Source organism: Streptomyces sp. NBC_01803 (assembly GCF_035917415.1).
GTDB lineage: Bacteria > Actinomycetota > Actinomycetes > Streptomycetales > Streptomycetaceae > Streptomyces.
The window spans coordinates 1,980,636-2,007,327 of sequence record NZ_CP109073.1 but is presented as its reverse complement, the minus strand read 5'-3'; the positions used below and the strand labels follow the sequence as shown (position 1 = coordinate 2,007,327).

18 protein-coding genes and 3 pseudogenes are annotated in these 26,692 nt (G+C 72.0%); 13 read left to right on the top strand and 8 right to left on the bottom strand.

Annotated elements, in window-relative coordinates; all coding sequences use genetic code 11:
* Positions 1-316 precede the first annotated feature (316 nt).
* The 4 genes and pseudogenes from OIE51_RS08530 to OIE51_RS08515 all read left to right on the top strand — a co-directional run bounded on the left by OIE51_RS08530 (position 317) and on the right by OIE51_RS08515 (position 3,814).
* Positions 317-1,966, top strand: a complete 1,650-nt coding sequence (locus OIE51_RS08530; RefSeq protein ID WP_326596651.1) for an alkaline phosphatase D family protein — start codon at positions 317-319, stop codon at positions 1,964-1,966.
* Between the two features lie 188 nt (positions 1,967-2,154).
* Positions 2,155-2,964: an Fpg/Nei family DNA glycosylase gene (locus OIE51_RS08525; RefSeq protein ID WP_326596650.1), complete on the top strand. Its 810-nt coding sequence runs from the start codon at positions 2,155-2,157 to the stop codon at positions 2,962-2,964.
* Between the two features lie 83 nt (positions 2,965-3,047).
* Positions 3,048-3,239 (top strand): annotated as a pseudogene (locus OIE51_RS08520) (hypothetical protein); the annotation flags it as partial.
* Between the two features lie 74 nt (positions 3,240-3,313).
* Entirely contained in the window at positions 3,314-3,814 is a 501-nt protein-coding gene (locus tag OIE51_RS08515; RefSeq protein ID WP_326596648.1) for a DUF1772 domain-containing protein, read from the top strand.
* An 8-nt stretch (positions 3,815-3,822) separates the two neighbouring features.
* On the opposite strand, the gene OIE51_RS08510 is transcribed toward OIE51_RS08515, so the two are convergent.
* From OIE51_RS08510 to OIE51_RS08500, 3 genes and pseudogenes are all read right to left on the bottom strand, one after another.
* Positions 3,823-6,147, bottom strand: coding sequence for an Orn/Lys/Arg decarboxylase N-terminal domain-containing protein (locus OIE51_RS08510; protein WP_326596647.1), 2,325 nt, complete (start codon positions 6,145-6,147; stop codon positions 3,823-3,825).
* Between the two features lie 131 nt (positions 6,148-6,278).
* Positions 6,279-6,543, bottom strand: a pseudogene (locus OIE51_RS08505) (glyoxalase superfamily protein); the annotation flags it as partial.
* 165 nt (positions 6,544-6,708) lie between these two features.
* Entirely contained in the window at positions 6,709-7,077 is a 369-nt protein-coding gene (locus OIE51_RS08500) for a MarR family winged helix-turn-helix transcriptional regulator (protein ID WP_326596646.1), read from the bottom strand.
* Positions 7,078-7,179: 102 nt separating this feature from the next.
* On the opposite strand from OIE51_RS08500, the gene OIE51_RS08495 reads away from it, so the two are divergent.
* A complete protein-coding gene (locus OIE51_RS08495; RefSeq protein ID WP_326596645.1) occupies positions 7,180-8,634 on the top strand; it encodes an MFS transporter in 1,455 nt (484 codons plus the stop codon).
* A 69-nt stretch (positions 8,635-8,703) separates the two neighbouring features.
* Here the strand turns inward: OIE51_RS08495 and OIE51_RS08490 are convergent, their stop codons facing one another.
* Both OIE51_RS08490 and OIE51_RS08485 read right to left on the bottom strand, forming a co-directional pair.
* Positions 8,704-9,375 carry a hypothetical protein gene (locus OIE51_RS08490; RefSeq protein WP_326596643.1) on the bottom strand — a complete coding sequence of 224 codons (672 nt, stop codon included), beginning with the start codon at positions 9,373-9,375 and terminating at the stop codon, positions 8,704-8,706.
* On the bottom strand, positions 9,375-10,625 hold the full coding sequence (locus OIE51_RS08485) for a CHAT domain-containing protein (RefSeq protein WP_326596642.1): 1,251 nt from the start codon (positions 10,623-10,625) through the stop codon (positions 9,375-9,377). The genes OIE51_RS08490 and OIE51_RS08485 overlap by 1 nt, the downstream gene beginning before the upstream one ends.
* Before the next feature lie 152 nt (positions 10,626-10,777).
* Between OIE51_RS08485 and OIE51_RS08480 the strand changes: the two genes are divergently transcribed.
* From OIE51_RS08480 to OIE51_RS08450, 7 genes are all read left to right on the top strand, one after another.
* Positions 10,778-12,082, top strand: coding sequence for an FxsB family cyclophane-forming radical SAM/SPASM peptide maturase (locus OIE51_RS08480; protein ID WP_326596640.1), 1,305 nt, complete (start codon positions 10,778-10,780; stop codon positions 12,080-12,082).
* A 95-nt stretch (positions 12,083-12,177) separates the two neighbouring features.
* A complete protein-coding gene (locus tag OIE51_RS08475; RefSeq protein WP_326596638.1) occupies positions 12,178-13,641 on the top strand; it encodes a hypothetical protein in 1,464 nt (487 codons plus the stop codon).
* A gap of 7 nt (positions 13,642-13,648) precedes the next feature.
* Positions 13,649-17,563, top strand: coding sequence for an FxSxx-COOH system tetratricopeptide repeat protein (fxsT, locus tag OIE51_RS08470; protein WP_326596636.1), 3,915 nt, complete (start codon positions 13,649-13,651; stop codon positions 17,561-17,563).
* A gap of 56 nt (positions 17,564-17,619) precedes the next feature.
* Complete coding sequence (locus OIE51_RS08465) at positions 17,620-18,654, top strand: hypothetical protein (RefSeq protein WP_326596634.1); 1,035 nt, start codon at positions 17,620-17,622, stop codon at positions 18,652-18,654.
* A 105-nt stretch (positions 18,655-18,759) separates the two neighbouring features.
* Positions 18,760-19,917: a hypothetical protein gene (locus OIE51_RS08460; protein WP_326596633.1), complete on the top strand. Its 1,158-nt coding sequence runs from the start codon at positions 18,760-18,762 to the stop codon at positions 19,915-19,917.
* A gap of 121 nt (positions 19,918-20,038) precedes the next feature.
* Positions 20,039-20,860, top strand: a complete 822-nt coding sequence (locus tag OIE51_RS08455) for a hypothetical protein (protein ID WP_326596632.1) — start codon at positions 20,039-20,041, stop codon at positions 20,858-20,860.
* Complete coding sequence (locus OIE51_RS08450; protein ID WP_326596631.1) at positions 20,857-22,098, top strand: DNA methyltransferase; 1,242 nt, start codon at positions 20,857-20,859, stop codon at positions 22,096-22,098. The genes OIE51_RS08455 and OIE51_RS08450 overlap by 4 nt, the downstream gene beginning before the upstream one ends.
* 156 nt (positions 22,099-22,254) lie before the next feature.
* Here OIE51_RS08450 and OIE51_RS08445 read toward each other — a convergent pair whose 3' ends face one another.
* Genes OIE51_RS08445 through OIE51_RS08435 form a run of 3 tightly spaced genes read right to left on the bottom strand, consistent with a single transcriptional unit; the run spans position 22,255 to position 25,978 of the window.
* On the bottom strand, positions 22,255-23,109 hold the full coding sequence (locus tag OIE51_RS08445; protein ID WP_326596630.1) for an alpha/beta hydrolase: 855 nt from the start codon (positions 23,107-23,109) through the stop codon (positions 22,255-22,257).
* Positions 23,106-24,458, bottom strand: coding sequence for an amidohydrolase family protein (locus OIE51_RS08440; RefSeq protein ID WP_326596629.1), 1,353 nt, complete (start codon positions 24,456-24,458; stop codon positions 23,106-23,108). Before OIE51_RS08440 ends, OIE51_RS08445 begins: the two co-directional genes overlap by 4 nt.
* Complete coding sequence (locus OIE51_RS08435) at positions 24,455-25,978, bottom strand: FAD-dependent oxidoreductase (RefSeq protein WP_326596627.1); 1,524 nt, start codon at positions 25,976-25,978, stop codon at positions 24,455-24,457. Before OIE51_RS08435 ends, OIE51_RS08440 begins: the two co-directional genes overlap by 4 nt.
* A gap of 424 nt (positions 25,979-26,402) precedes the next feature.
* Here OIE51_RS08435 and OIE51_RS26905 point away from each other — a divergent pair.
* A pseudogene (locus OIE51_RS26905) lies at positions 26,403-26,678 on the top strand (hypothetical protein); the annotation flags it as partial.
* Between the last annotated feature and the right edge of the window lie 14 nt (positions 26,679-26,692).

The window sequence follows — 26,692 nt, the reverse complement described above, 5'->3', positions numbered from 1 at the left end:
TCACATGCCCTTCACTCGACCCGCAAGAACGCATATCCAGCGGAAATCGGCCATCATTTTCTTCATTCCGCCGTCACCCTTTCCGTGTTTCGAGCGTTTTCCCGCCATCCACCGCGGCCCACCGGCCCGTTGACCGGCCGGAAACGCCGGGTGCGCGGCGGCCCCCGCCCCGCGCCCGCCGCAGACCCCTCATCCGTCCCACCCGTCCCGCCCCGCACGAACGCCGGACGGTGGCGGTTTATGGCGCGGCGACGGGCGGACGAACTCTCCATGCCCCCTGACCCGTTGGCCTGACCCGCTTGTAGCATCGTCGCTCGTGACCCACGCCGCTCACGCCGCCCCCGCATCCCACGCCGCGCCCAGCCGCCGCACGGTGGTCACGGCCGCCGCCGCGACCGCCGCCGTGCTGCCGCTCGCCGCCGCGGGCCGGGCCGGCGCCGCCGGGACGCCCGCCTTCCACCACGGCGTCGCCTCCGGCGACCCGCTCCCGGACGGCGTGGTGCTGTGGACCCGCGTCACCCCGGTCCCCGAGGCCGTGCCCGGCTCGGCTGCCGGGCCCGACCTGGAGGTCGCGTGGGAGGTCGCCGAGGACGCCGCCTTCCGCGCCGTCGTGACCTCGGGCCGCACGACGGCCACGGCCGCCTCCGACCACACCGTCAAGGCGGACGTGCGCGGCTTGCGCCCGGACACCGGCTACCACTTCCGCTTCACCGCCGCGGGCGTCCGTTCCCCCGCCGGCCGCACCCGCACCGCGCCCGCCGCCGACGCGGCGGTGGCCAACCTCCGGCTCGGCGTGGTCTCCTGCTCCAACTACGAGGCCGGCCACTTCGCCGCCTACCGGCATCTGGCCGCCCGCGACGACCTGCACGCCGTGCTGCATCTGGGCGACTACATCTACGAGTACGGCACCGGCACGTACCCCGCCGACCCGGTCCGGGTCCAGCAGCCCGCGCACGAGATCCTCACCCTCGCCGACTACCGTGTCCGGCACGGCCATTACCGCACCGACCCCGACTTGCGCGCTCTGCACGCCGCGCACCCCCTCATCGCGATCTGGGACGACCACGAGACGGCCAACGACACCTGGCGGGAGGGCGCGCAGAACCACACGCCGGGCGCGGAGGGCGACTGGTCGGCCCGCCGGGCCGCCGCCGTCCAGGCGTACTTCGAGTGGATACCGGTCCGCCCCGCCGTGGAGGGCACCACCTACCGGCGGTTGCGCTTCGGTGACCTGGCCGACCTCCACCTCCTGGACCTGCGTTCGTTCCGCGACCAGCAGGCCGCCAGCGGTGACGACACGGTGGACGCCCCGGACCGCACGCTCACCGGCCGCGCTCAACTCGACTGGCTCACCTCTGGGTTGTCCGCCTCTGACACCCGCTGGCACCTGATCGGCAACTCGGTGATGATCTCCCCGGTCGCCTTCGGCTCGGTCCCCGCGTTCCTCCTCGGCCCGATCGCCGAATGTCTCGGCGTCCCGGCCGGCGGCCTGGCCGTCAACACCGACCAGTGGGACGGCTACACGGCCGAGCGCCGACGGCTGCTGGACCACCTGCACGACCAGCGCATCACCAACACGGTGTTCCTGACCGGCGACATCCACATGCACTGGGCCACCGACGTCCCGCTGAACGCCGCCACGTATCCCCTGTCGCCGCCCGTCGCCACGGAGTTCGTCGTCACGTCCGTCACCTCGGACAACCTCGACGACATCCTCGGCGTGCCCGCCAACACCGTCTCCCCGCTGGCCGCCACCGCCGTCCGCGCGGCCAACCGGCACGTCCACTGGGTGGACATGGACGCCCACGGCTACGCCGTCCTCGACGTCACCGAACAGCGCGCCCAGATGGACTACTTCACCCTGTCGGACCGCGCCGACCCCGACGCGACCAGCGCTCTGACCCGCTCCTACCAGACCCGGACCGGCACCCAGCACACCACCCGCACCACCACCCCGATCCGCTGACCGGCCGCTCCCTCGCGCGGGAGTGGGCCCATGACTTCCGGCGCCCCCGGCCCGGACGCGCCCCACCGGTCCTCGACCTCGAACCCCGCCGCCCGACCGTCCACGCCCACGTCACGGCCCGCTTCACCATGACCCCGCCGGGCCTCTGACCGATTCCCGGCAGCCCGCGCGTGACGCATGATGGACGCATGCCCGAAGGAGACACGGTCTGGCAAGCGGCCCGGCGGCTCGACACCGCGCTCACCGGCCACGCTCTCATCCGCTTCGACCTGCGCGTGCCCCAGCTCGCCACCACCGACCTGCGCGGCCGGACCGTGCTGGAGACCGTGCCGCGCGGTAAGCACCTGCTCACCCGCGTCGAGGGGGGACTGACCCTCCACTCGCACCTGCGCATGGACGGTTCCTGGAAGGTCTTCGCCCCCGGCGAGCCGTGGCGCGGCGGCCCCACCCACCAGATCCGCGCCATTCTGGCCACCGACAACGACCGCACCGCCGTCGGCTACCGCCTCCCCGTGCTCGACCTGCTCCGCACCACCGACGAACAGCGCGTCGTCGGCCACCTCGGCCCCGACCTGCTCGGCCCCGACTGGGACCCCGACGAGGCCCTGCGCCGCCTCCTCGCCGTCCCGGCCCGCCCGCTGGGGACGGCCCTCCTCGACCAGCGCAATCTCGCCGGCATCGGGAACGTCTACATGGCCGAGCTCTGCTTCCTCGCCCAGGCCACCCCCTGGCTCCCGGTGGGCGATCTCCCGGCCCCCGAGCGCCTGGTCGCGACGGCCAAACGCCTCCTGGAAGCCAACCGCGCCACCCCCAACCGCACCACGACCCCCGCCGCCACCCGCCCCCGCCTGCACGTCTACGCCCGCGCCGGCCAGCCTTGCCACACCTGCGGCACCCCCATCGAGGTCGCCCCCGAACCCCACGACCACCCCGGCCGCGACCGCCCCACGTACTGGTGCCCCCACTGCCAACACGGCCCGAGCCCGGCCCTTCCCTGACGCGCCTTCCCTGACGGGGACCATCACCCTCGCGGTGGGCGGCGGACAGCCGCCCCGACCGCGTCCGGGGCCGCGCGAACCCGGAGTGCGTGCCGCGCCTCCACGACATCCCGAAAAACGGCACCCACCGCGGGCGTTCGATGGCGGGCTGTGGCAACCGGCTGAAGATATCCCGGCATAACGCCCGCCACCGCCGTGATCAGCGGACGGCGCACGGCCGTTGTCGCCTCCGGTTCACCTGGGGTCACTTGTCGATCCTGAACAACAGACCATAAAGTCATCTTCCACGATCACCTTCCCGGCATCACACACCCGGCGAGAGAAAGCAGCTATGAGAAACAGCGCGGTCGTGAAAGTCGCACGCTTTGCGAGCCTCCTGTTCGCGGGGGTTTTCTCCGGTTTCCTCGTCGGGGTCCTGGTCCTGGAGACCTCCCTGCGCAGCTATGACCGCTATGTCTACGCCCAGGTCCGGGAGGTGGAGCTCGACGCGCTGGACGTCCTCGCCTCGGCCACCCTCATTCCCGCGCTTCTCGCCGTGGCCGTGCTCGTGTTCTCCGCGTTCCGGGCGAAAGGCCCCGCGCTCTGGCTGCCGTTGACCGCTTTCGTCCTGCTCCTGATCGTCTTCGTCACGTCCCTCGCGGTGAGCGTGCCGATCAACGGCGACCAGGGCGACTGGGATGTGCAGGCGCCGCCATCCGACTGGGCGGACGTGCGCGACCGTTGGCAGACCGCCCACGTGGTGCGGACCGTCGCGGCGGTGCTGGCGTTCGGCTTCCTGGCCTTCTCCGCCCTGCGCAAGCCGGCTCCCGAGCCGGCCACCGAGCCGGCTCCCGAAGCGACCCCCGCCTGACCGGTCCGCTATTCCCCCGCCGGTCCCGGCAGCAGGCAGGCGATCGAGTAATCCCCGGTGTCCGGATCGACGGTGACGCCGTGCGTCTCACTGCCGAAGCCGGGAAACGCGCGGTCGAACGATTCGAGCGCCCCGAGATACCGCAGCAGTGGCCCGTCGGCACCGCCCACCGACTCGCCGGGCATCAGAACGGGAATCCCCGGCGGCGTGACCGTGACCATCGCCGCCGCCACCCGCCCCGCCGCGTCGGCGATCCGCACGCGCTCGGTGCCGCCCCGGATCAGCTGCCCGTAGCACCACTGCGGCGGGACCACCGGCTCCGGCAGCTCCTGGAACGCCGTGTCCAGCAGCGTGACCAGACCGGCCCGCCGCAGATGGTCGTGCATGGACCGGCACAGGCCGTCCAGGGTCATGTCCGCGTAGCGGCGGGGGAAGCGTCCGACCAGGCCGGGCAGCACCCGATCGAGCGGCGCGCCCTCGTCGTACAGGGCCTTGAAGTCCATCAGGGCGTCCAGCAGCGTCCCCCACTTGCCCTTGGTGATGCCCATGGAGAAGAGAACGAGCGCGGTGTAACTGTCGGTCTTCTCCACGACGATGTTCCGCCGGGCCAGGTAAGCCGTCAGCACCCGGGCGGGAATCCCCCAATCGGCGGTTTCGCCCAGGGCGTTGATTCCGGGGCAGGTGAGCGTCACCTTCACCGGGTCCAACAGGCAGTATCCGTCGTCCAGTCCGGCGAAGCCGTGCCAGTCGGCCCCCGGTTCGAGCCGCCAGCAGGCCGGCTCCGTGCGCAGCAGCTCGACCGGGGCGTCGGCGAACGCGATCCGCTCCCCGGTCGCCGGATCGGTCACGGCCTCCGGCTGCCACGCGCCGAAGAACCAGGCCGGCCGGTCACCGGCGGCCTCGATGCGCGCCCCCGTGCGGACCACCGCCTGCCGGAAGCGGACGGCCTCGGTGACCGCCTCGTCGATCAGCCAGTGCCCCTGCGGGCCGTCCATCATCCCGGCCGCCACGTCGAGCGACGCGATGGCCGGATAGAGCGGTGAGGTGGTGCCGTGCATCATGAACGCCTCGTTGAAGCGCTCATGCTCGACGGGAGCCCTCGGTGCGGCCTTGACGTGCACCATCGCGCTCTGGGACAGCGCGGCGAGCAGCTTGTGCGTGGACTGGGTCGCGAACACGGTGGGGCGGTCGGGCCCCGCGAAGGTCTCGGGCCCCACCGACATCCCGTAACGCCCGGCGTAGAGCGGGTGAAAGCGCGCATAGGCGAACCACGCCTCGTCGAAGTGCACGCGCGGCGTGCTCGGCGCCAGCGCCCGCGCCACCCATACGGCGTCGTAACACAGCCCGTCGTAGGTGGAGTTGGTGATCACCGCGTACTGCGCCCCGGGGGAGACCGCGCGCCGGGTCAGCGGGTTCCCGGCGATCCGGTCCGCCACCGTCCCGGCCCCGATCCCGTCCGGGGGCAGCGGGCCGGCGAGCCCGAAGCCGTTGCGGGTGGGGACGAGATAGACGGGACGGGCACCGGAGAGAACGAGGCCGTGCAGCACCGACTTGTGGCAGTTTCGGTCCACGAGGGCGATCTCGTCGCGGCCCACGCAGAAGTGCCCGACCATGCGGTCGGCGGTGGAGTCGCCGTGCAGCACGAAGTAGGTGCGGTCGGCGCCGAAGATCCGGGCGGCGTTGCGCTCGGCCTCCCCGATCGGTCCGGTGTGCTCGAACAGGGACCCCAACTCCTCGACGGAGATGGACAGATCACTGCGGAACAGCCGCTCCCCGTAGTAGTCGAAGAAGGCCCGCCCGACCGGTGACTTGAGGAACGCCACACCGCCCGAGTGCGCCGGGGTGTGCCAGGAGTACTCGTGAGCGTCGTCGAACTTCCGCAACGCCCGGAAGAACGGCGGCAGTACGGCCTCCCGGTAGGCCCGGGCCGCGCCGGCGACCCGCCCCGCGATGAACGCCGGGGTGTCCTCCAGCGGCCACACGTAGCCGACCACGACCTCCGACACCCACAGCGGCAGCCGCCCGAGATCCTCGTCACCCTCGTCCGTCATCACGAGGAAGACGGGCAGATCCTTGAACCGCCGACCAATCTGCCGCAGCACCGCGTCCCCACCCGGCGCGTTCTCGCCCCCGCCGAGATCCCAGCCCACGACGGCCGCCGCCAGCCCCGATTCAGTCCGCAGTACGGCCCGCGCGTCGGCCTCGCTCCCGGCCCACCGCACCTCTAACCCGCGCGCCTCGACCGCCTCCCGGATCCTGCGGAGCTGCCCGCCCCCGGCTCCCTGGCCGAGCGAACTCTCGCGCAACGCGAACAGCACTGTTCCGTCGGCCATGACGCCCCCATCCGAGCTCGCCGGACTGCTTGTCGGCCAGTATTCAGAGCCGGATCGTGCCAACCCCTCCCTCACCGTTCAAACCATCCGTAGGAGGGACCCCGGGCACATACGACCGGTTCCGTGCCGCGTCAGGCGCCGTCGTCGTCCTCCTCCACCGACGCCACCCGCCGGCGGTTGCCGTCCGGATCGCGGAGTTCGATCTCCTCGCTGTCCCGGGCGGTCTCGATCACCGGCGTCCCGAACTCGGCGGCGACGGCGTCGAGATCACGCACCCGCGGATACGCCAGCGTGTCGGGCCGGGCATCCCCCCTCGTGCTCCGAGAGGAACAACCGCACCGGGTCACGTGCCACTTCGACGAAGAGGGGCAGCCCCGGCTCGAACCGGTGCTCCCACTACCGCGACGGTCCATGTCCGTGACTCCCAGAACACGCAAGGCTCGCACCTCACCTTCGCGGCCTCCGACCGGTCGGCGTCCCCGCATCTGGCGGCCGAGCGCTGACGACGAACGACCGAGGGCGCGCCGGGCGGCAGGCCCGGCGCGCCCTCGGTCGTTCGTCTCAGCCCAAGTGCTTGGCGAGCACGGCCAGATATGTCCCGCGCGCCTCGGCGTGCACCTTGCGGCCGGCCTCGGTCGGGCTCACGAACACGCCGCGGCGGTCGATGTCGCACATCCCGCGGCACACCAGGCCGCACTTCTCCAGCCGGGCGACCATCCGGGACATCGCGCTCTGGCTCAGGTGCATCTCGTCCACCAGATCCTGCACGCGCACCTTGCGGTCCTGGTCCGACAGCAGCCGGTCCAGGGCCTCGTAATCGCTGACTGTCAGACCGTGCTCCTGGAGCGCGCGATCGAGCTCGTGGGCGATCCGGCTGTACTGGGCCAGCAGGGAGCGCCAGCGGTCGATGAGCACGGCATCTGCGGACACGTGAGTACGGTAGCGCATATCCCGAACAACATGCAAGTGAATCTATTGCTCATGCATTAAATGCATGGACAGTAGATGCTCACGCATGTAATGTCCTGGGTCATGCCCCCTTCCACCGACGTTCCCGTGGTCCCGACGCCGTCCGTTCAGCAGTCCACAGCGCAGCCCGAAGAGCAACGCTGGACCCCGCGCCTGTGGGGCGTGCTCGCCGTCCTGTGCCTCGTGCTGTTCCTCGACGGCCTCGACCTCTCGATGGTCGGCGTCGCCCTGCCGTCCATAGGCCGCGAGCTGGGCCTGTCCGCCACCTCGCTCCAGTGGATCATCAACGGCTACATCCTCGGCTACGGCGGGCTGATGATGCTCGGCGGCCGGATGGCCGACCTGCTCGGCCGCCGCCGGGTCTTCCTGATCGCCCTGGCGATCTTCGCCGCGGCCTCGCTGCTCGGCGGACTGGTCGACAGCGGCCCGCTGCTGATCGCCAGCCGCTTCATCAAGGGCCTGGCCGCCGCCTTCACCGCGCCCACCGCCCTGTCCATCCTGACGACCACCTTCCACGAGGGCCCCGCGCGCAACCGGGCGCTCTCCGTCTTCTCCCTCTTCGGCGCCACCGGATACTCCTCCGGCCTGATCCTCGGCGGCCTGCTCACCGGCTTCGGCTGGCGCTGGACGTTCCTGACGCCCGTCCCGCTCGCCGTGCTGGCCCTCGTCCTCGGCTACGCCCTGATCCCCCGGGACCGGCCCGCGGAGACCGGCGGCCACGACCTGGCCGGCGCCGCCACCCTCACCGGCGGCATGCTGCTCACCGTCTACACCGTCGTCTCGGCGCCCGACCGCGGCTGGGGCGCGCCGCTGACGCTGGCGCTCTTCCTGCTGGCCATCGTGCTGCTGGCCTCGTTCGTGCTGATCGAGAAGCGCGTCGCCCACCCGCTGGTCCGCTTCGGCATCCTCCGCATCGCCACCGTGGTGCGGGCCAACCTCAGCATCATCGCCCTCTTCGGCTCCTTCCTGAGCTTCCAGTTCCTCATGACGCTGTACCTCCAGGACGGCCTGGGCTGGTCGCCCCTGAAGATGGCGATGGGTCTGCTCCCGGTCGGCCTGGTCGTGGCGATCGCCTCGCCGTTCGTCGGGCGCCTCATCAGCCGCTACGGAACGCCGCCGCTGATCCTCGCCTCGATGGCCTCGCTGACCCTGGGCTACATCTGGTTCCTGGCCACCGCCGGCACCACCCCCGACTACGCGATCTCGGTGTTCCCGGCCATGCTGCTGCTCGGCGGCGGCTTCGCCTTCGGCTTCAGCGCGATCATGGCGCAGGCCACCGAGGGCATCGGCGACTCCGAACAGGGCCTGGCCTCCGGGCTGGTGCAGACCTCGGGACAGGTCGGCGCCGCCCTCGTCCTGGCCGTCGTCACCGCGCTCGTCACGGACACCACGGCGGGCAGCGCCGACATCGGCGCCTACCGCCCCGGGATGAACCTGGTCACCGCCGTCGCCGTCGCCGGCCTCCTGTTCAACGTGATTCCCCTCTTGCGAGCCCCCCGCACGGCGATCCGTGCCTGAACCCCGCCGCCGGCCACCGGCCCCGCGAGCGCGCGCGTCACGCCGACGCCCGCGGGGCCCTTCGGCTGTTCACAGGGCGCTGACCAGCGTCAACGGCCCGGTCAGCGCCCGGTAACGGCGCAGCAGTGCGCTCTTGGTGCTCGCCCGCACCGTCGCCGTGATCGAAGTCGTCGCCCCCCGGGGCGCCTTGACGATCAGGGAGAGCGGCTGGTCTCCCGCGAGCGGCATCGTCCTCGTGCGGCGCAGGTCCCAGCGCGGCTCGGCGGTGCGCCCCCCCACGGCCAGCAGGAACGTGTCGCCGTCGGGCACCGTCGTGGTCGTGCTCCACTCCACCCCGCCGAAGAGGATCTGCGGGCTCAGTGTCAACGTCCGCTGCCGCTCCCGCTGTTCGGTCACCCGCACGGGCGTCATCGACCAGGCGACCGGCTGGACGGACGCGCCGGGGGAGCTCAGCGTCAGATGGACCGAGGCGCTCTCCAGGCGCGGGGTGGGCGGCTCGGCGGTGAAGCCGATCGCCAGGCGGACCAGGTGATAGACGCTGTGGGCGGCCTCCTGGCGCACGAACAGCTCCAGTTCGGGATCGCTCGCGGCGAACTCCGGTGTCACCGGCACCGCGTGCGGCTCGGCGAAGAGAATCCGGCCGGCCAGGGGCGGCGTCCCCGCCGGGTCGGGACCGCGCACCGGGTCGTCCGACGCCATGGGCAGCGGTCGCATCGTGAGCGGCGGCAATCCGATCTCCATCACCAAAGTCCCATCGGTCGGGGGCGGTCGGGCAGGACGACGAGTCCGGTGCGCACCATCGCGCAGCTGTCGTCGGTGTTCGCGGTGTGCTGCGCGGCGACGCGGGCGGCGGCCCGGACGTTCCCGTCGAGCTGGACCACGCGATAGAACTCGCCGGCGAAGACGTTGGCGCACATGTCGTCCAGCGGGCCGGTGTGCGCGACGACCGTCTCCGCGCTGTTCTCGAACAGGCGGACCACGTCGGCGCTGTCGCAGGAGGCCAGGACCAGGGCGCGGAGCCGGACGCCGTACTCGGTCCGGTAGAGCGCGAGCGTGTCCGCGACCTGGCCGGCGTCCAGGCGGTGTTCCTCGCCGAACGGGTCCTCGAAGACCAGCCGGCCGTCCACGCCGTGACAGGCGAGGTGCAGGATGTCCGGCGGTGGCCGCTCGGTCAGCACGTGCCGCAGATCGGTCGCCCGGGCGGCCGGATACGGGGTGACCCGCAGACGCCCGCCTTCCTTCGCCGCCTGCTGGACCTCGCGCAGGCCGCGGTCCGCGCGCAGGACCTGGTGCCCGGCGGGACTGGCGCCCAGATAGAGGACATGGAGACGCGACGGCGGCACGTCCGGCCCCGGCCCCTGCTCCGGAGCACGGACCGTGGGCTCGGGCTCGGGCTCGGGCTCGGGCTCGGGCTCGGGCTTGGGCTTGGGCCCGCGCGGGAAGCTGGGCGTCAGCGTCTCCCCGTCGCCGGGCAGCAGCGCGGGCAGCCCCTGCTCGTGCCCCTCCCAGACGTCCCGGGCCAGGTTCCGCAGAATCTCGCGGTAGGCGAGCGGATCGGTCCCGCGATCCTGTCGCATCATCTCCAGCAGCCCGGCCTCGGCGTAACGGGAGAACGGCCCCGCCTCGCGCGCCGGGGCCCGTGGCAGGCCGGGCGGCGGATCGACGGGCACCCACAGCACCTGTAACCGCGCCTTCCGCGCCCGGCGGGACCATCCGGGCCGGCGGCCGAGGCGGCGTTCGAAGGCGGCCCAGTCGAGCCCGCAGTCGGCGTCCCGGTAGTACGCGGGGGAGCACAGCGCCACCAGCACGGCGGCGTCGGCCGCCGACAGCGCCGTCCCCGCGCGGCCCGCCCCGGTGCCGGGGCGCCGCAGGACGCCGGTCACCGGCACGCCCGCCACCGCCGCCACCTCGTCACGCAAGTCCCGGTGAAACTGCCCGATATACACACTGGCGTCCACCGCCGCCGCACTCGTGAGGAATGCCGCTCCCACAGCGTCCCCTCTCCCTCGCCCCGGGCGCCGCGCCGCGCCCCACTCATCCCCCACGACCAGCCACATCCGTGCGCTCTTTGGCTGATTGGCGGCTCCAATGCCGTAAGTCGACCTGCTTATCCTATGGATAGGGGGAATATGGAGGTTGGCGAGTGGACGATTCCGCTTCCATCGCGTTACCGCCGTCGACCGTCGAACGCTGGCGCGCCCGGACCAAGCGGGTCCGGTGGCAGATGCCCACCTTCGACTCGGCGACAGCTCCGGCCCGACCCTGGCCGGAGGGCGGCCGGAGACAGGCGACGGCGCGCGCGTTCGACCAGTTCGTCGTCAAGCTGCACAGCCGGTGCAACCTCGCCTGCGACTACTGCTACGTCTACGAACTGCGCGACAGCGGCTGGCGCGACCGGCCCCGGGTGATGTCCGCGGCGACCCTGGACAGCCTGGTGCGGCGGATCGCCGAGCACGCGCGGCGGCACGGCCTGAGCACGGTCCGCGTGATCCTGCACGGGGGCGAGCCGCTCCTCGCGGGGGTCGGGGTCATCTCCCGCCTCGCGGAGGCGACCCGTGAGGCGATGCGCGGCGCGGGCGCCACGGCGCAGCTCGTCATCCAGAGCAACGGGCTGCTCCTGGACCGGCCGTTGCTCGACGAGCTGGCCCGGCACGACATCGGCGTGGGCCTCAGCCTGGACGGCGACCGGGCCGCGCAGGACCGGCACCGCCGCCGGGCCGACGGCCGCGGCAGCCACGCCGACGTGCTCCGCGCGCTGGAGTTGCTGCACCGGCCCGAGTACCAGCGGCTCTTCGAGGGCCTGTTGTGCACGGTCGACCTGGCGAACGACCCGGCCGCGACCTGCCGGGCGCTGGCCGACCACCGGCCGCCGATGGCCGATCTGCTGCTGCCGCACGGCACATGGGACCATCCGCCGCCCGGACATGTCGCGGGCGAGGCGCGCTACGGAGCGTGGTTGTCCGCCGCCTTCGACCGCTGGTGGGCCGACGGACGCCCGTTCCGGCTGCGGCTGTTCGACGCGATCACCGACCTGCTGCTGGCGGGCAGCAGCGGCAGCGAGGTGGTCGGGCTGCTCGCGGCCGACGCCGTCGTGATCGAGACGGACGGCTCCATCGAGTGGGCCGATTCCCTCAAGGCCGTCGCCGACGGGGCCGCCGCCACCGGGCTGAACGTGCGGGAGCACAGCTTCGACGCCGTCCTCGCACTGCCGCGACGGCCGGTGTCCGGCATCGAGTCGCTGTGCCGGACGTGCCGGGCCTGCCCGGTCGGCCGGGTCTGCGGCGGCGGACTCCGCGCCCACCGGTACGGACGCCACCGAGGTTTCGACAATCCGTCCGTGTACTGCCTCGATCTGGCGCTCCTCATCAGCCACATCAGACATCGGCTGGCCGATACCGTGTCAGACACGCCGTCCGTTCCCCTTGACCCGTCCATCTCTTTCGGATGAACTTCCTGCAGATGGCTCATTTTTGCGGTATGAAGACAACGCTGGCCCTAAACTCGAAGGGCAAGCGTCATCAATCCATGCTGGACCGCTCCGCAATGAGAGGCCGTACCGAGTTCGGCGCGGAGGGCGGGCGCCTGGGGGATGCTGTGGAGCCGTTCTTCTACGTGAGTTACGCGAGTTCGACCGGTGATCGAGGCCAAGCACAGCGGTTCTACAGTGATATCCAACAAGAGGTCCACAGCCGCCTGGGCGGCGGGCCGCGGTTCGAGGGACGCCTCCAGTCCGCGAGCCCCCCGGCCGCCGGGACGCCGTCGGCCGCCCTCGACTGTCGCGCCATGGTCGCGCTGTATTCCGAGGAGTATGTCAACAGCCCGGACTGCGCCCGGGACTGGTCGATCTTCCGGGAGCGGATGGACCGCAGGACGCGGCGGACCGGCCAGCGGCCACCGGCCGTGATCGGCGTGCTCTGGCGGACGGAGCGTCTGATGCTGCCTCGCGTGATCAACGAGGCGGGGCCGCTGATCGGCACGGGCGCGGGCGTCGCCGGACTCCTGCGCGACCAGGACGGCTGGGATCGGTACCGCGATGTCGTACGGCTCACCGCGAGCCACCTGATCGCCGGGGCCGAGACCTCCTTACCGCCCATGGCCCCCGAGGACGCCCACGACGTGCCGCTCCGCTTCGGCCCCGGCGCGCTGCGCCCCGCCGCGCCGCCGGCCGCCGACCGCCGGCCGGACCGCGAGCCGGAACGGGAACGGGCGACCGTGCTCCTCCTGGCCGGCACGCGCGACCGGATGGCACCGCTGCGCGCCGACGCCGACCGCTACGGGGAAACCGCCCGCGACTGGCGCCCGTTCGGCCCGCAGTCGGACCGGCCCGCCGCCGAGCTCGTCGCCGACGCCTGCCGGGCGCAGGGCATTGAGCCGACGACCATTCCCGTCCTGGACGCCGACCTCGACCCTGACGCCCACCTCGACACCGATCTCGACCTCGACCTCGACACCGATCTCGCCGCCGCCGCCGGACAGCCACCCGGCCCCGCCCCCGAGCAGTCGGACCCGTCGAACGCCGCCGCCCCCATGGACCCCGCCGCCCCCATGGACCCCGCCGCCCCCTCCAAAGTCCTTCTGATCGTGGACCCCTGGCTGGCGGAGGACCCCGGCTTCCCGGCGCTGTGGTCGAGGCTGACGGCCCGCTGGGCGTCCGCCGTCACGGCGGTGGTGATCGTGCTGTCCCGCACCGACGAGGAGACCAGCGGCAACGCGGCGCGGCTCCGCTCGGCCCTCGCGCTCTCGGCGGCCGGCGCGTTACGTGCCCCCTTCCACGAGGTCGAGTCGGCGTCCGCGCTCGCCCGGGCCACGGCCTGGCTGGCCACCCCGGCCGCCGTCGCCCCGCCGTCGCCGTCGCCCTCGCCGACCTCCGGCGTCACGGCATGGGAGAGCGGTATCGAGCGGCAGTTACGGCGGCGCAAGGAGCGGGCGAGTTGGACACTGAGGGGAATCGCCGCGCGGCCCCCGTTGCTGAACGGGACAGCCGGTGGCGTCTGGGCGGGGGAGTGACCGAGGGATGAGCCGAACGGGGCCGGCCAGAATAATCTCCTTCTACTCCTTCAAGGGCGGCGCGGGCCGCACCATGGCCGTCGCGAACATCGCCTGGGTCCTGGCGGGCGCGGGCAAGGCCGTGCTCGCCGTCGACTGGGACCTCGAAGCACCGGGCCTGCACCGGTACTTCCAGCCCTACCTCATCGACCAGCAGCTCACCGAGACGTCCGGCGTGCTCGACATGTTCCAGGGCTTCGTGGACGCGGCGCGGACCGTCGGCGCCGATCAGGAGGACCTCAGCAGGCTGCACGCCGAGCACGCGAACATGACGCGGCACGTCGTCGGGCTCGAAGTCACGTTCCCCGGCGAGGGCCGCCTCGACTACCTCTCGCCCGGCCAGCAGAACGCCTCCTACCCCAACCGCCTCGCCAAGCTCAACTGGAACGACTTCCACCGCAGCGAGGAGGGCGCCGCCTACATCGAGGCGCTGCGCGGGCGGATGCGCGAGAGCATCTACGACTACGTCCTCATCGACAGCCGGGCCGGCCTGTCGGACGGCGCCGCCATCTGCACCCAGATGCTGCCGGACACCGTGGTGATCGGTCTGGCCCTCAACAGCCAGTCGATCAGCGGCGGCGCGCGCGTCGCGCGCAGCGTCCGCGCCCAGGCCGGACGGGAGATCGGCATCCACGTGGTCCCGATGCACGTCGAGACCTCCGAGTTGCAGCGCCTCGCCCTGCGCAAGGCCGAGACCCGGCAGACGTTCGGCCCGGTCCTCGGCTTCGACGACGAGGCGGCGCTCGACCGCTATCTGTGGGAAGTGCAGATCCCCTACAAGCCGTTCTACGCGCTCGGCGAGGAGCTGGCGGTGTTCTGGGAGGAGCCGTCCGACTCGCTCGGCCTGCTCGCCCAGTACGTCAAGCTGGCCGAGCGGCTCACCGACGGCGAGGTCACCGGCTTCGACTGGGCGCCGGAGAGCGTGCGGCGCCGCTGGCACGAGCTGACCCACCCGGCCGTCTGGCAGCGCAAGCCGGAGACGTCGGTGATCCTGCACGCGCCCGAGGACCAGAACTGGGCGGACTGGATCGGCCATGTGATGGGGCGCGGCGGCATCCGCGTCATCGCCAGGAGCGCGGCCGACGGCGACGCCGGCGACCTGCCGGAGACCGACTCGGTGGTGGTCGTGCTCTCCTCCGCCCTGCACGGATCGCCCGACGACATGACGGTCACCCGGCTCTTCCAGGGCGCCCCCGTCACCGCCGACCGGAACCCCACGGTCATCGGAGTCCGGGTCAGCGGCACGCAGTTGCTGCCGTGGTTCGAGGCGACCGACGCCCTCAACCTCGTCGGCCTGCCCGAGCCGGAGGCCAGGCGGGCGTTCCTCGGCCGCCTCGGACTGTCGGAGAGCGACGGCCGGGCCATGACCGGCCCGCCCGGCTCCGGACCCCGCTACCCGAGCCGGCGTCCCGATGTCTGGAACGTTCCCTCCCGGAACAACGCCTTCACCGGCCGCGCCGACATCCTCGCCGCCCTGCGCACGGGCTTCGATCGCGGCGACGGGGCCCGCAACGCCCAGGCTCTGCACGGCATGGTGGGCGTCGGCAAGCGAGAGGTGGCCCGCGAGTACGCGCACCGCTTCGGCTCCGAGTACGACGTCGTGTGGTGGATCCCGGCCGGCGACCCACAGCGGATCCAGGCGTCCCTGACCGAGCTGGCCCGCGCGGTGAACCGGGCGTCGGGCACCAGGACCGGCGACGACTGGGAGTCCCTGCGCGACGACCTGCGCCGGGGCCGCCCCTACGACCGGTGGCTGCTGATATTCGTGGACGCGGGCGAGCACGAGATGCTGGAGCCGTACATCCCCAGCGGCGGCCCCGGCCACGTCCTGGTCACCTCCCGCAGCAACACCTGGGAGCGGCACGCCGACAGCCGGCGGCTGGACGTCTTCTCCGCCAGGGAGAGCGCCGCCCTGCTCCGCCACCGGCTGCCCAGGGCCGCCGACGACGACCTCGCCCGGCTGGCCGAGGTGCTCGGACACCACCCCTCGGCGGAGGACACCGCGGCGGCCTTCCTGCGGAACGGTCTGCTGCCGATCGGCGACTACGTGGAACGCATCCAGAACGACGACGTGACCCTGCTGGCCGAACGGTCGGGCGACGGTCTCGACTCCGAGTTCGCGGCCCCGTTCCACCTCGCCTTTCAGAGCCTGGAGCAGGAGGCGCCGGCCGCCGGAAAGCTGCTCGACCTGTGCGCGTTCCTCTCGCCGGAGGGCGTGTCACTGCGGATCATCAAGTCACCGGCCATGCTCCGCCGCCTCGCCGAGATCGACAGCCGGCTCCAGGACGGCATGCGGCTGCACAACCTCCTCACCACGCTCGCCAACCGCGCGCTGGCCGAGGTGGACCAGGCGGAGGAGCGGATCAAGGTCCACCGGCTGATCCAGGACCTGCGGCGCAGCCGGATGGATGAGGAGACCCGCGACCGGACCCGGCGCGAAGTGCTGGACATCCTGGCCGCCATGGACCCGGGCGACGCCAACTGCGACGCGCTGCGCTACGAACCGGTCTACGCCGAGCTGGACAAGCATCTACTGGTCTCCGGCGCGCTCGACAGCGACGACCCCGGCGTCCGCCGCTGGGTCGTCAACCAGGTGCGGTACCGGTGGCGTTGCGACCAGTGGACCTCGGCCCGCGATCTCGGTCTCAGCTTGCTGGCGGCGTGGCGCGACCGTTTCGACGGGGACGGCTCCACGCTGCGCCTGGCCACCCAGGTCGCCAACGCCCACCGGTCGCTGGGCGAGTACGACAAGGCGCACGCGCTGGACGCGGCGACGCTGCGCACTCAGCGCCGGCTCCTCGGCCGCCGCGACCCGTACACGCTGATGACGGCCCGGGGTTACGCCGCCGGGCTGCGCGCGGTGGGCGCGTTCGCCGACGGGCTGGCCGAGGACCAGGAGACGCTTGCCGGGTTCCGCGAGCAGTTCGACGACGACCACCCCGACACCCTCAACGCCTCGGCCAACCTGGCGCTTTCGTGGTTCCTCAGCGGAGCGGTGGAGGAGGCCCTCCGCCAGGACCAGGTGACGTTCGAGGGCCGCAGGCGGGTGCTGACCGAAGCCCACCGGCTGACCTGGAAGTCGCACACCAACATCGGCACCTACCAGCGCGAGGCCGGGCTGTTCGAGGACTCCCTCGCCACCCTCGACGAGGCCAGGAACCGGCTCAACCGCATCGACGGCAGCGACTCGCCCCTCACCCTGCGGGCGGTGCGGAGCCTCGGCATGACCTACCTGCGCCTCGGCGACCTCAACGCCGCCACCCAGCTCTACCAGGAAGCGCTCATCTCCTACCGCAGGCAGTGGGGCGACGACCACCCCGACACGATGGCGTGCGTCCTCGCCGTCGCCGCCGGCCTGCACTCCAAAGGCCGGCACGCCGAGGCCGCCGACTACACCCGGGACGTCCTGGAGCGGTACGTCCGGGTCTTCGACGACCGGCACCCCTTCACGGACATGTGCCGCGTCAACCTCGCCCTCTACGCGCTGGAGAGCGGGGCGACGGACGAGGCCACGTCGGTGGGTCGGGTCGCCGCCAGCCAGTTGTCCCTGAGCGTGGGGCCCGACCACCGGTTCACGCTCGTCGCCCGCATGAATTACGTCAACTGCCTGGTCGCCGGCGGGGAGTCGCAGGTCGTGCTGGTCGAGGACGACAAGATCCACGAGCAGTGCGTGCCGCGTTGGGGGCCCGACCACCCGATCACGCTGACGGCCGCCGCGAACCTCGCGCACAGCCGCCCGCGCGAGCCGGGGGACGTCGACCCCGGCACCGAGCCGGCGCGCCGCTGCGCCGACCTGCTCGGCGCGGGCCATCCGCTGGCGCGCGCCCTCGCCGCCCGGCCCTACCGCCGGATCGGCGCCGAACTGGAGGTCACGGACATCTGACGGGGGACCGGCCGGGGCCGGAATCGGGACGACAGACGGGACAGGCAGGGGAGACGATGTCAGCGCCGGAGCAAGGGGCCGACAGAACACCGGGAGGGCACATCAGTTACCCGGAGAAGGAGACGCCGGAGCTTGTCGAGCTGGCCACACGCCTCGACGCGCTCCTCCGGCCCGAGGACGGGGACGCCGGGGGCCTGGGGCACGTCGTGCTCTTCGACGGCCAGCTCCCGATGGTCTCGATCGCGGTCGACCCGGACGTCGCGGGCATCCAGACGCTGCCGTCCGGCGGGCACGACGCCGCAGCGGTCCACGAGCGGACCGGCCGCCAGCTCTACCACCTGCTCACCGGCCTGGAGCCCGAGCTCGCGGCACTGCGCAGCGGGCCGCTCATCCGCACCGTGCTGCGCGCGCCCACCGGTGCGCTCTTCTTCTATCTGATCGACACCGGCGCGTACTTGTACGGATCGACCACCCGGCCGGATCGCATCGACGCCGTCGACCGACAACTGGCCGACGCCGTCAACGAGATACGCGGCCTCGTACGTCTGGGACGCCTCAACTACGGCGCGTTCCTCACCGCCGGACCGTCGGCGTCCCGCCCCCCGACACCCGCCTACGGGACGGCCGTTCCGACCTCCGCCCCCCGACCGCCCGCCGGGGTCCCGGCGGACGGCGACCCGGCGGACCACTCCGGCACGGTCACGCTGCTCCGCGGCTCCCTCGGCGTGGGCCGGCTGCACTACGTGGCGTACTACCGCGACAACCAGCTGGCGGCGACCGACGACATGCTCGACGACGACCGGTTGGCGCCGTTCTTCGCCATGCCCACGAGCGGTCGCGAGCGCAGGCGGGCGCAGTACCTGAACATCGGCCAACTCCTGCCCAGCGTCGTGCGGCGGCTGGACTCCACCCTGCGGGCCGTGGCCGGCGGGCATCTCCTGCGCCTGGTGCTCGACGTCGAGCAGGGCGCCATCTCGTACCACGCGCTGCCCGGGAAGCGGTATCTCATCGGGGTGACGCTCGATCAGGAGCGGGTGGCCGACGCCGACCGCGTCCTGACCGGACTCGGCCGCGACCTCGCGGCCGACTGACGGCGCGCTTCCCGACTGACCGCGCGCTTCCCCGGCCCGCCCGCGGGTATGTCTTCCCGTACGAGAGGGCGGCCGGGACCGCCACTCGCCGGAAGGACGGTGACGATGCGTCCGTCGAGACGGAGAGCGCGCGCCCTGGGTGACGCCATCCTGCGCCCGCTGCTGCTGCCCGCCGGTGTCGTGCTGGTGGGCGTCGCGCTGGGGAGCGGCCTCCCCATGGACGATCTGGTGGGGGAGAGCGCCTACACGTATCTGACCGGGCTGCTCCTCGCGATCGGCCTGTACGGCAGCGTCAACGGCATCTCCCGCCCCCAGGCCCGCGCGGACCTGGGCCGGATCGTCGTCGCGATCAGCTTCGGCGTCCTCCTCAAGGCGGTGCTGGTCGGCGCCGTCCTCGCGCTGGCCTTCCGGGGCGAGCACGAATATCTCGTGCTGGCGGTCGCCATGGCACAGATCGACCCCCTGTCGGTGTCGGCGGTCCTGGACCGGCGGGACATGTCCGAGCGCGCCAAGGCCCTCCTCGCCGCCTGGGCCTCCTTCGACGATCCGGTGACCACCATCCTGGTCGCGTACGCCACCGCGCTGCTCCTGGACGACGGCGCGAGCGTGGGCGCGGGCACGGCGGCCTACGGGGAGACGCTGCTGCTCAACGCCGCGCTGCTGCTGGCCGCCGCCCTGATCTGGCGGGCCCTGCGGAGCGCCTCGTCACCGATCCCCGCCGATGACGCCGCGCACGCGGGCACGACGGCGAACCGGCTGCGCGTCGGCGCGCTGTTGGCGCTGATCGCCGTGGCGGCCTGGCAGTTCCTGATGTTCGGCCTGGCCCTGGCCGCCCTCTTCTTCCGCCCCTACCTGGCCCGCTGGATCCCCCGCGCGACGACCGGCGCGATGCTGACGGCGACGCTCCTGCTGGGCATGCTGCTCTCCCAGGGCGCCCACCTCGCCGTCGGCCTGGTGCTGGGCGCCGCCACGTTCGCCGCCCAGATCGTCGTCGCCACTCTGGTCACCAGAGGCATGGGCACGCACGACCGGATCGCCCTGTCGCTGAGCCAGCAGAACGGCATCACCGCGATCATCCTGGCCCTGGTGCTCCAGCCGATGGTCCCCGAAGCCGTCGGCGTCATCGCCCCCGCGATCTTCACGGTCAACGCCCTCCACGCGACGACGAACGCGCTCCTCCCCCTCCTCCGCCCCCGCCGCACGCGCACCGCGGGAGAGGACACCCCTCAACCCCGCGTTCCCGTCCCGGCCCACCACGGCTGACCGAGGGCCGTCCCGGCCGCCCCGTCCCTCCCGCCGGCTGAACATATACGCTTGACGCCACCCAGGTGATGGGCGAGATCTGGGCCCGTTCGCGATATGGAAAGCTTGCAGGAGAGCAGAATTGAGCGATTTCTGGCACCAGGACGATCTTTACCGCGAGACGATCCTCGCTCCGCTGCGGAAGTGCGCTGACTATCTTCCCAAGATGGGCGGCGACAAGGAAGTCGACCTCGCCGGATTCACGAGCCTGTACGGTGCCGATCCGCTTTACCACTGGGTGGGATTCGACTCCCCCCTGATGTTCGCCGCGCACCGGGCGGCGGGAGGTATGACCTCCGTCTACCGGCAGTTGGGCATGGGCTGCGAGCGGCTGTTCCGTCGGGTCCTGCGCGATCAGTTCTCGCTTTCCGAGGAGCAGGTCGCATGGTCCTATGAGGTTCTTCCCCGGGCTGATTCCCATGACGCCTCCAAGCCGGCGAAGGTGCGCTCGCTTTCGCTCGACGGCCGGGTCGATGTGGAGGACGTGCGGGACTCCGACGCCGCCGCGCGCATGAGCGACTGGATCGACCGTCAGCGAGCGGCACTGGATATCTCGGCTCCGCTGAAGGGCGCGGTATTCGAGGTACGACAGGGCTACAAATCCGCGGATTCCAAACGCCAGAACGCGGACCTGGCCAACGCCGCGCAGGCGCTGGGACATGGATACCTTCCGGTGCTCACCATCATGAGCACACAGATCAACCAGGTCGTCCGCGCGCGATATCGCACGGGCAACTGGTCGGTGCTTATGGGGACCATAGGCTCCCATGACCCTCTGCACAGCACTTTTGACTTCGTGCACCAGGTGGTGGGGTACGATCTCCATGCGTTTTTCGAGCGTAATACAGCCCCCCTCCGTGCCGGCATGGAGGACATCCTCGCTGCTCTCCTGGAGGCCGAGTGACGACCACGGTGGACCGGGCCGCCCTTGCCCGCAACGAGCACTTGACCTTCCGGGCCAACATGGGAGTGGGACGACACGGCTGGCTGCGGCTCACCCCGGCCTACGGCGTCCGCCTGGTGCGCGATCGCCTCTCGCACCTGCCCGAGGGCAGCGTGATCACCGACCCCTTCTCCGGGACGGGAACGACCCCGCTCGCTGCCGCCGAGCTCGGACACTTCGGCCAGTCCGTGGACGTGAACCCGTTCCTCATCTGGTTGGGCACGGTCAAGACGAGCCACTATTCCCCGGAAACCCTCCTCGCCGCCGCCGACGCCACTCAGGAAGTCGTCGCGAGCGCTCGCGCGCACCCGGAGGACAACGATCTCTGGCAGCCCAGCCTTTTCAAGATCGAGAAATGGTGGAGCCCCGGTGCGCTGCACGCGCTGAAGGCTCTGAGGGCTTCCATCGACCAGCACGAGGGGCAAGTAAAGGACCTGCTGGAGATCTCGCTCTGCCGGTCCCTTATCTCGTGCTCGAATGCCGCGTTCAATCATCAGTCCATGTCGTTCAAGGAGGGGGCCGGCGAGTCCGTCCTTTTCGAAATGGACGAGGCAGAGCAGACCTTCGCCGCTTTCGGTACGGAGATGTCATCGATCATCGAGTCCGCCCGCTATGACCTGCTGGGCTCGGCCCGAGTGTACGAGGGTGACTCGCGCGAAGGCGTGCGGGACCTGAAGGAAGCCGACCTCGTGCTGACCTCCCCGCCGTACGTGAACCGCATGTCGTACATCAGAGAGCTCCGCCCCTATATGTACTGGCTCCGCCATCTCGATTTGTCCAGCGACGCGGGCGACCTCGACTGGCGGGCGATCGGCGGCACATGGGGCACGGCGACCTCGAAGCTCAATTCCTGGCAGCCGCACACGGTGACACCCGTGGATGACGCCATGCGGGCGGTCTGCGAGCGCATCGCGACTGACGGCGGCAAGAACGGCCCGCTTCTGTCGACCTACGTGCACAAGTACCATCACGACATGTGGCTCCACTTCCAGGCCATCACCCCGACCCTGAAGCACGGCGGATCGGTCTCCTATATCGTCGGCAACAGCACTTTCTACAAGCACGAGGTGCCCGCTCAGGAGTGGTACGCGGCCATGCTCAGGGAGCTCGGTTACCAGGCCGTCAAAGTGGAGATCATCCGCAAACGGAACAGCAACAAGGCCCTGTTCGAGTACGAAGTCACCGGAACCCGGCCATGAGAGCGACGAGAGGCGACTCGAAGGTGTCCGCGAGGTCCGCCGACGTCGATGCCAACGGACAAGCCCCCGCCCTCGCCGAGGAGTTGGAGGTCGTGGACGCCGCACTCTTTCTTCCCCTCCTCCGACGTACCGGCCGTACCGGGTCGGCCCGGCAGGCTACAGGCGGTCGGTGAGGAACTCGGCGACGACGGCAAGGGTGGCGTGCGTGTCGAAGACGGGGTCCTCGTGGTTGGCGCCGTCGATGAGCACGGTCCTGGCGTCGCCGCCGGCCGCGCGGACCGCCTCGGCCAGCCGGAGGCTCTGGCCGGCGCCCGTGACCGCGTCGCCCGTGCCGTGCAGTAGGAGCATCGGCGGTGCGTCCGGATGGACCCGGGTGATGGGGCTGAGGGCGGCCAGGTCGTCGTAGCCGAGGCGGGGTTCGGGAACGCCGGCCAGCAGGGCCTGGCGCAGCCGCGCGCTGGGCGGGCTCGGGAGGCCGGCCGGCCAGACCGCGTCGCGCAGCTCGTCGGGGAGCGGCAGGCCGGGGTCGGGGCGCAGGTGCGCGGCGGCGGGGGTGAGGTCGTAGGTGCCGAAGTAGCCGACCATGGCGCGGACGGCGGTGGCGGGGGGTTCGGGGGCGAGCGCGAGGTGGGCGGCGAGGTGGGCGCCGGCGGAGGCGCCCCAGACGCCGATCCGGCCGGGGTCAAGGCCGTGCGCCGCGCCCTGGCGGCGCAGCCAGCGGACGGCGGCGCGGGCGTCGTCGAGCTGGGCGGGGAACGGGGCCCGGTGGGCGAAGCGGTAGTCGGCGCTGGCCACGGCGACGCCGTGCTCGGCGAGGCCGGTCAGCCGGTCCCGGTGGTCGGTGCGGCTGCCGGTGAGCCAGCCGCCGCCGTGCAGGTAGAGGACGGCGGGCGCCGGGTCGGTGTGGTGGGCGCGGGGCGGGACGTAGAGGTCGAGGGCGAGCCGGGTGCCGTCCGGGGCCGTGGCGTAGGGGAGGTCTTCGGCGACGCGGACGGCGGGGCGCGTGGTCACGCGGTGGCTCGCCGGTCGGCGACGATGCGGGCCAGGACGCGCCGCCGGGAGCGTTCGGCGTCTGCCAGGAGGCCGGGCAGGGCGGTGGTCAGCATCCGTCCGCCGCGCTTGACGGGTCGGCCGGCGACCAGGACGGTGTCCACGTTGCCCGGGTGGGCGGCGAGGACGACGGCGGCGGCCGGGTCGGTGACGGGGGCGAGGTTGAGGTCGTTGGCCCGGATCAGGATCAGGTCGGCTTGTTTGCCGGGGGTGAGCGAGCCGGTCAGGTCGCCGAGTCCGGCGACGCGGGCGCCGGCCAGGGTGGCGAACTCCAGGACGTCCCGGGTGCCGAGCGGCGGCGGATCCTTGAGCCGGGAGTGGCCGCCACCGGTCCAGGAGCGGTGGTACGCCAGCAGCAGCCGCATCTGGGTGAACATGTCACCGGCGCACTTGGTCTCGGTGTCGCCGCTGAGGCCGGGCCGCAGGCCGGCGGCGAGGATCCGGTCGAGCGGGATGTCGCCCATGCCCGGGGAGTTCAGCTCGCAGTGCACGCCGAGCGAGACGCTCGCGCCGGCGTCGGCGATCATGGCGATCTCGTCGTCGTGGCTGCGGCAGCAGTGGATGAACGTCAGGTCCGGGCCGAGGACGCCCGCGTCGCGGAGCCGGGCGACGGCCCGGTGGTGGGCGTTGTGGGCATAGGCGCCGACATGGACCGTGGTGCGGATGCCGAGGTCGCGGGCCAGGCGCAGGTCGGCGAGCCACACGTCGGGCCGGGCCATCTCCGGGCCGCGGGCCGCCATCGCGAGGGTGAGGAGCTGGTCGTCGGAGGCGACGTAACGCTCCTTGAGGCGGCGGATGTCGGCGGGGTGCGGCAGGGCGCTGTCGCGGGTCCACTCGGGGGTCAGCGGCCAGCCGTGGGCGAAGACGGCGCGGATGCCGGACTCGGTGAGGGCCTGGACGGCCGCGTCGGCGTGGCCGGGAGTGTTCATCACATGGGCCCAGTCGACCAGGGTGGTGATGCCGGCGTCGAGCGCGGACAGGGCGCCGAGCAGGGTGCCGAGATACACGTCCTCGGGGGTGTAGGCGGCGCCGACCGGGCCGAGCATCTCGGCGAAGTACTGGAGCGGGTCGATGTCGGCGTAGGTGTGGCGGACGGCGGTCTGCCAGGTGTGCCGGTGGGTGTCGGTGAACCCGGGCATGACGATCATGTCCGAGGCGTCGATGACCTCCGCGCCGCCGGGGGTCTCCAGGGCCGGGCCGATGGCGCGGATGGTGCCGTCCTCGATGAGGATGTCGGCGGCGGGGAGGTCGCCGAGCGCGGGGTCCTGGGTGAGGACCAGGCCGCCGGCGACGAGGGTCCGGGTGGTCACCGGGCCGCCCCGATCCAGCGCTTGATCTCCTCGGTGGCGCGGCCGGGCGAGGGCTGCTGCTCGTCGGCCCAGGCCACGTACGCGTCGGGGCGGATCAGCAGGCTGCGGACGCGCCGGAGTGAGGGGCCGGTGAGGACGGCGGCGCCGCTGACGGTGCGCAGCGGCAGGCCGGTGGTGTCCAGGTCCGCGTAGCTGTCGTCGCCGACGCAGTCGATCAGCAGGAACCGCTGGTCGCGCAGGAGTTCGTGGACCCGCCGGACGCCGTCGCGGGTGACGAGTTCGAGGTCGGGGGCGCGGTGGCCGGTCAGCGGGTGGCTGCCGGGCGGGGACGGGTAGGGGAAGGTGAGTCCGTTCAGCTCGTGCGCGAGGCGGCTGTTGACCTCGGGCAGCGGTAGCAGGTGTTCCTGGAACATCCGCTTGAACGCGACGCCCTCGGGCGTGAAGTTGAACTGGACGGCGCACTGGGCCTCGACGCTGCGCAGCAACTCCTCGGTGACCGGGCGGCGTTCCTCCTCGTAGGTGTCGAGGAGGCTGTCGTCGGCGTGGCCGTTGACGACGGCGGCGAGTTTCCAGCCGAGGTTGAAGGCGTCCTGGACGCAGAAGTTCATGCCGACGCCGCTGGCCGGGTAGTGGATGCGCGCGGACTCGCCGACCAGCAGGATCCGCCCGGCCCGGAAGGCGGTGGCCAGCCGGAGCGCGTCGGTGAAGCGGGAGGCCCAGCGCAGGCCGTCGAACGCGACCTCGGAGCCGACGATCTCGCGCAGGCAGCGGCGCACCTCGTCCTCGGTGACCGGCTCGGACGGCGGGGCGTGCCGGCGTTCGGCGTGCACGATGTTGAACCGGATCACCTGCTCGCCGTCCCGGCCCCAGGGAAACGAGGTGACCCAGCCGTGCTCGTTGTCGGTCATCAACCGCCAGTCGGGGCCCAGGCGTTCGGCGCGCAGGTCGGCGACGATGCCGGTGAAGGTGGCGCCGTGGCCCTCGAAACCGATGCCGGCCTGCTGCCGGACGGTGCTGCGCCCGCCGTCGGCGCCGACGACGTAGCGGGCGGTCAGCTCGACGCGCTCGCCGTCCTGCCCCCCGGCGGTCACGCGCACACCGTCCGCGTCCTGGGTGACCGTCTCGACGTGGACGCCGTGCCGGACGTCGACGCCCTGCTCGCGGACGCGTTCGAGGAGCAGTTCCTCGGTGATGTTCTGCGGCATGATCAGGCGGAAGCCGAAGCGGGAGTTCAGGTGGTGCCAGTGCACCGGCTGCATTCCGGCCCAGATGTGGACCGGGATGAGCGGGTTCTCCTTGATGGCCCTGGCGCGCTCGATGAAGCGGTCGGCCAGGCCGCGGGCGTCGAGCAGTTCCAGGACGCGGGGCAGGACGGTGCCCGCCCTGGACTCCACCGGCCGGGTGCGGCGTTCCAGCACGGTCACCCGGACGCCCGCCAGCGCCAGCTCGCCGGCCGTGGCGAGTCCGGAAGGGCCGCCTCCCACGACGATGACATCGGTGTCCGTGGGCGTGTGGGTCATGCTTCAGCTCCTGTCCCGGTGCCCGCGACGTCCGTGCGGGCCTGTGCGCATCGTGTCCAGCCAGTGTTCGACATGTCAATGCACTTTCGAAAGATCGAGAGGTCATCGCATCATAGGGGTCATCCGCGGAACGGTCGTGGTCGTCATCGGCCGCGAGTCGTTCGAGGTGGGCCGGGCCGACGCGCCCGGATGCGTCGCCGGGTGCACGGTGGCCAACGCCATCGCCACCCGGGACGTGGAGCTCGCGACGGCCCCACGCCGGTCGTGCACGGCCTGCCCGGCGTGGAGTTCTACGAGATCTGGAGCACGGACGCGACGCCCGCCCCGCTCGGGGCGAGCGAGCCCGACCCCACCCGGCGGGAGCTGGTCGTCGCCCCGGCGCCGGGCGGGACCGTCCTGCGGGTGACCGCGGCTCGCGCCGGGCGGCCCTTCCCCCGTCCACCGCACCGAGTCGGTGGATACGGCATCGTGCAGCGCGGGAAAGGTCGTGACGCTGCTCGACGACGGCGCCGAAGTGGTGCTGCGGCCGGGCGACATCGTGGTCCAGCGGGGCACCCCACACGGCTGGGTGAACCGATCGGGTGCCCCGGTGGACCATCGCGTTCGTGCTGGTGGACGGCGTGTTCACGGCGGATCTCGCCGCCGGCCCGCGGCCGGCTCCGGACGATCCGCTGCCGGGCCGAGCACCGTGCCCGGCTGATCGGCTTGCCGGAC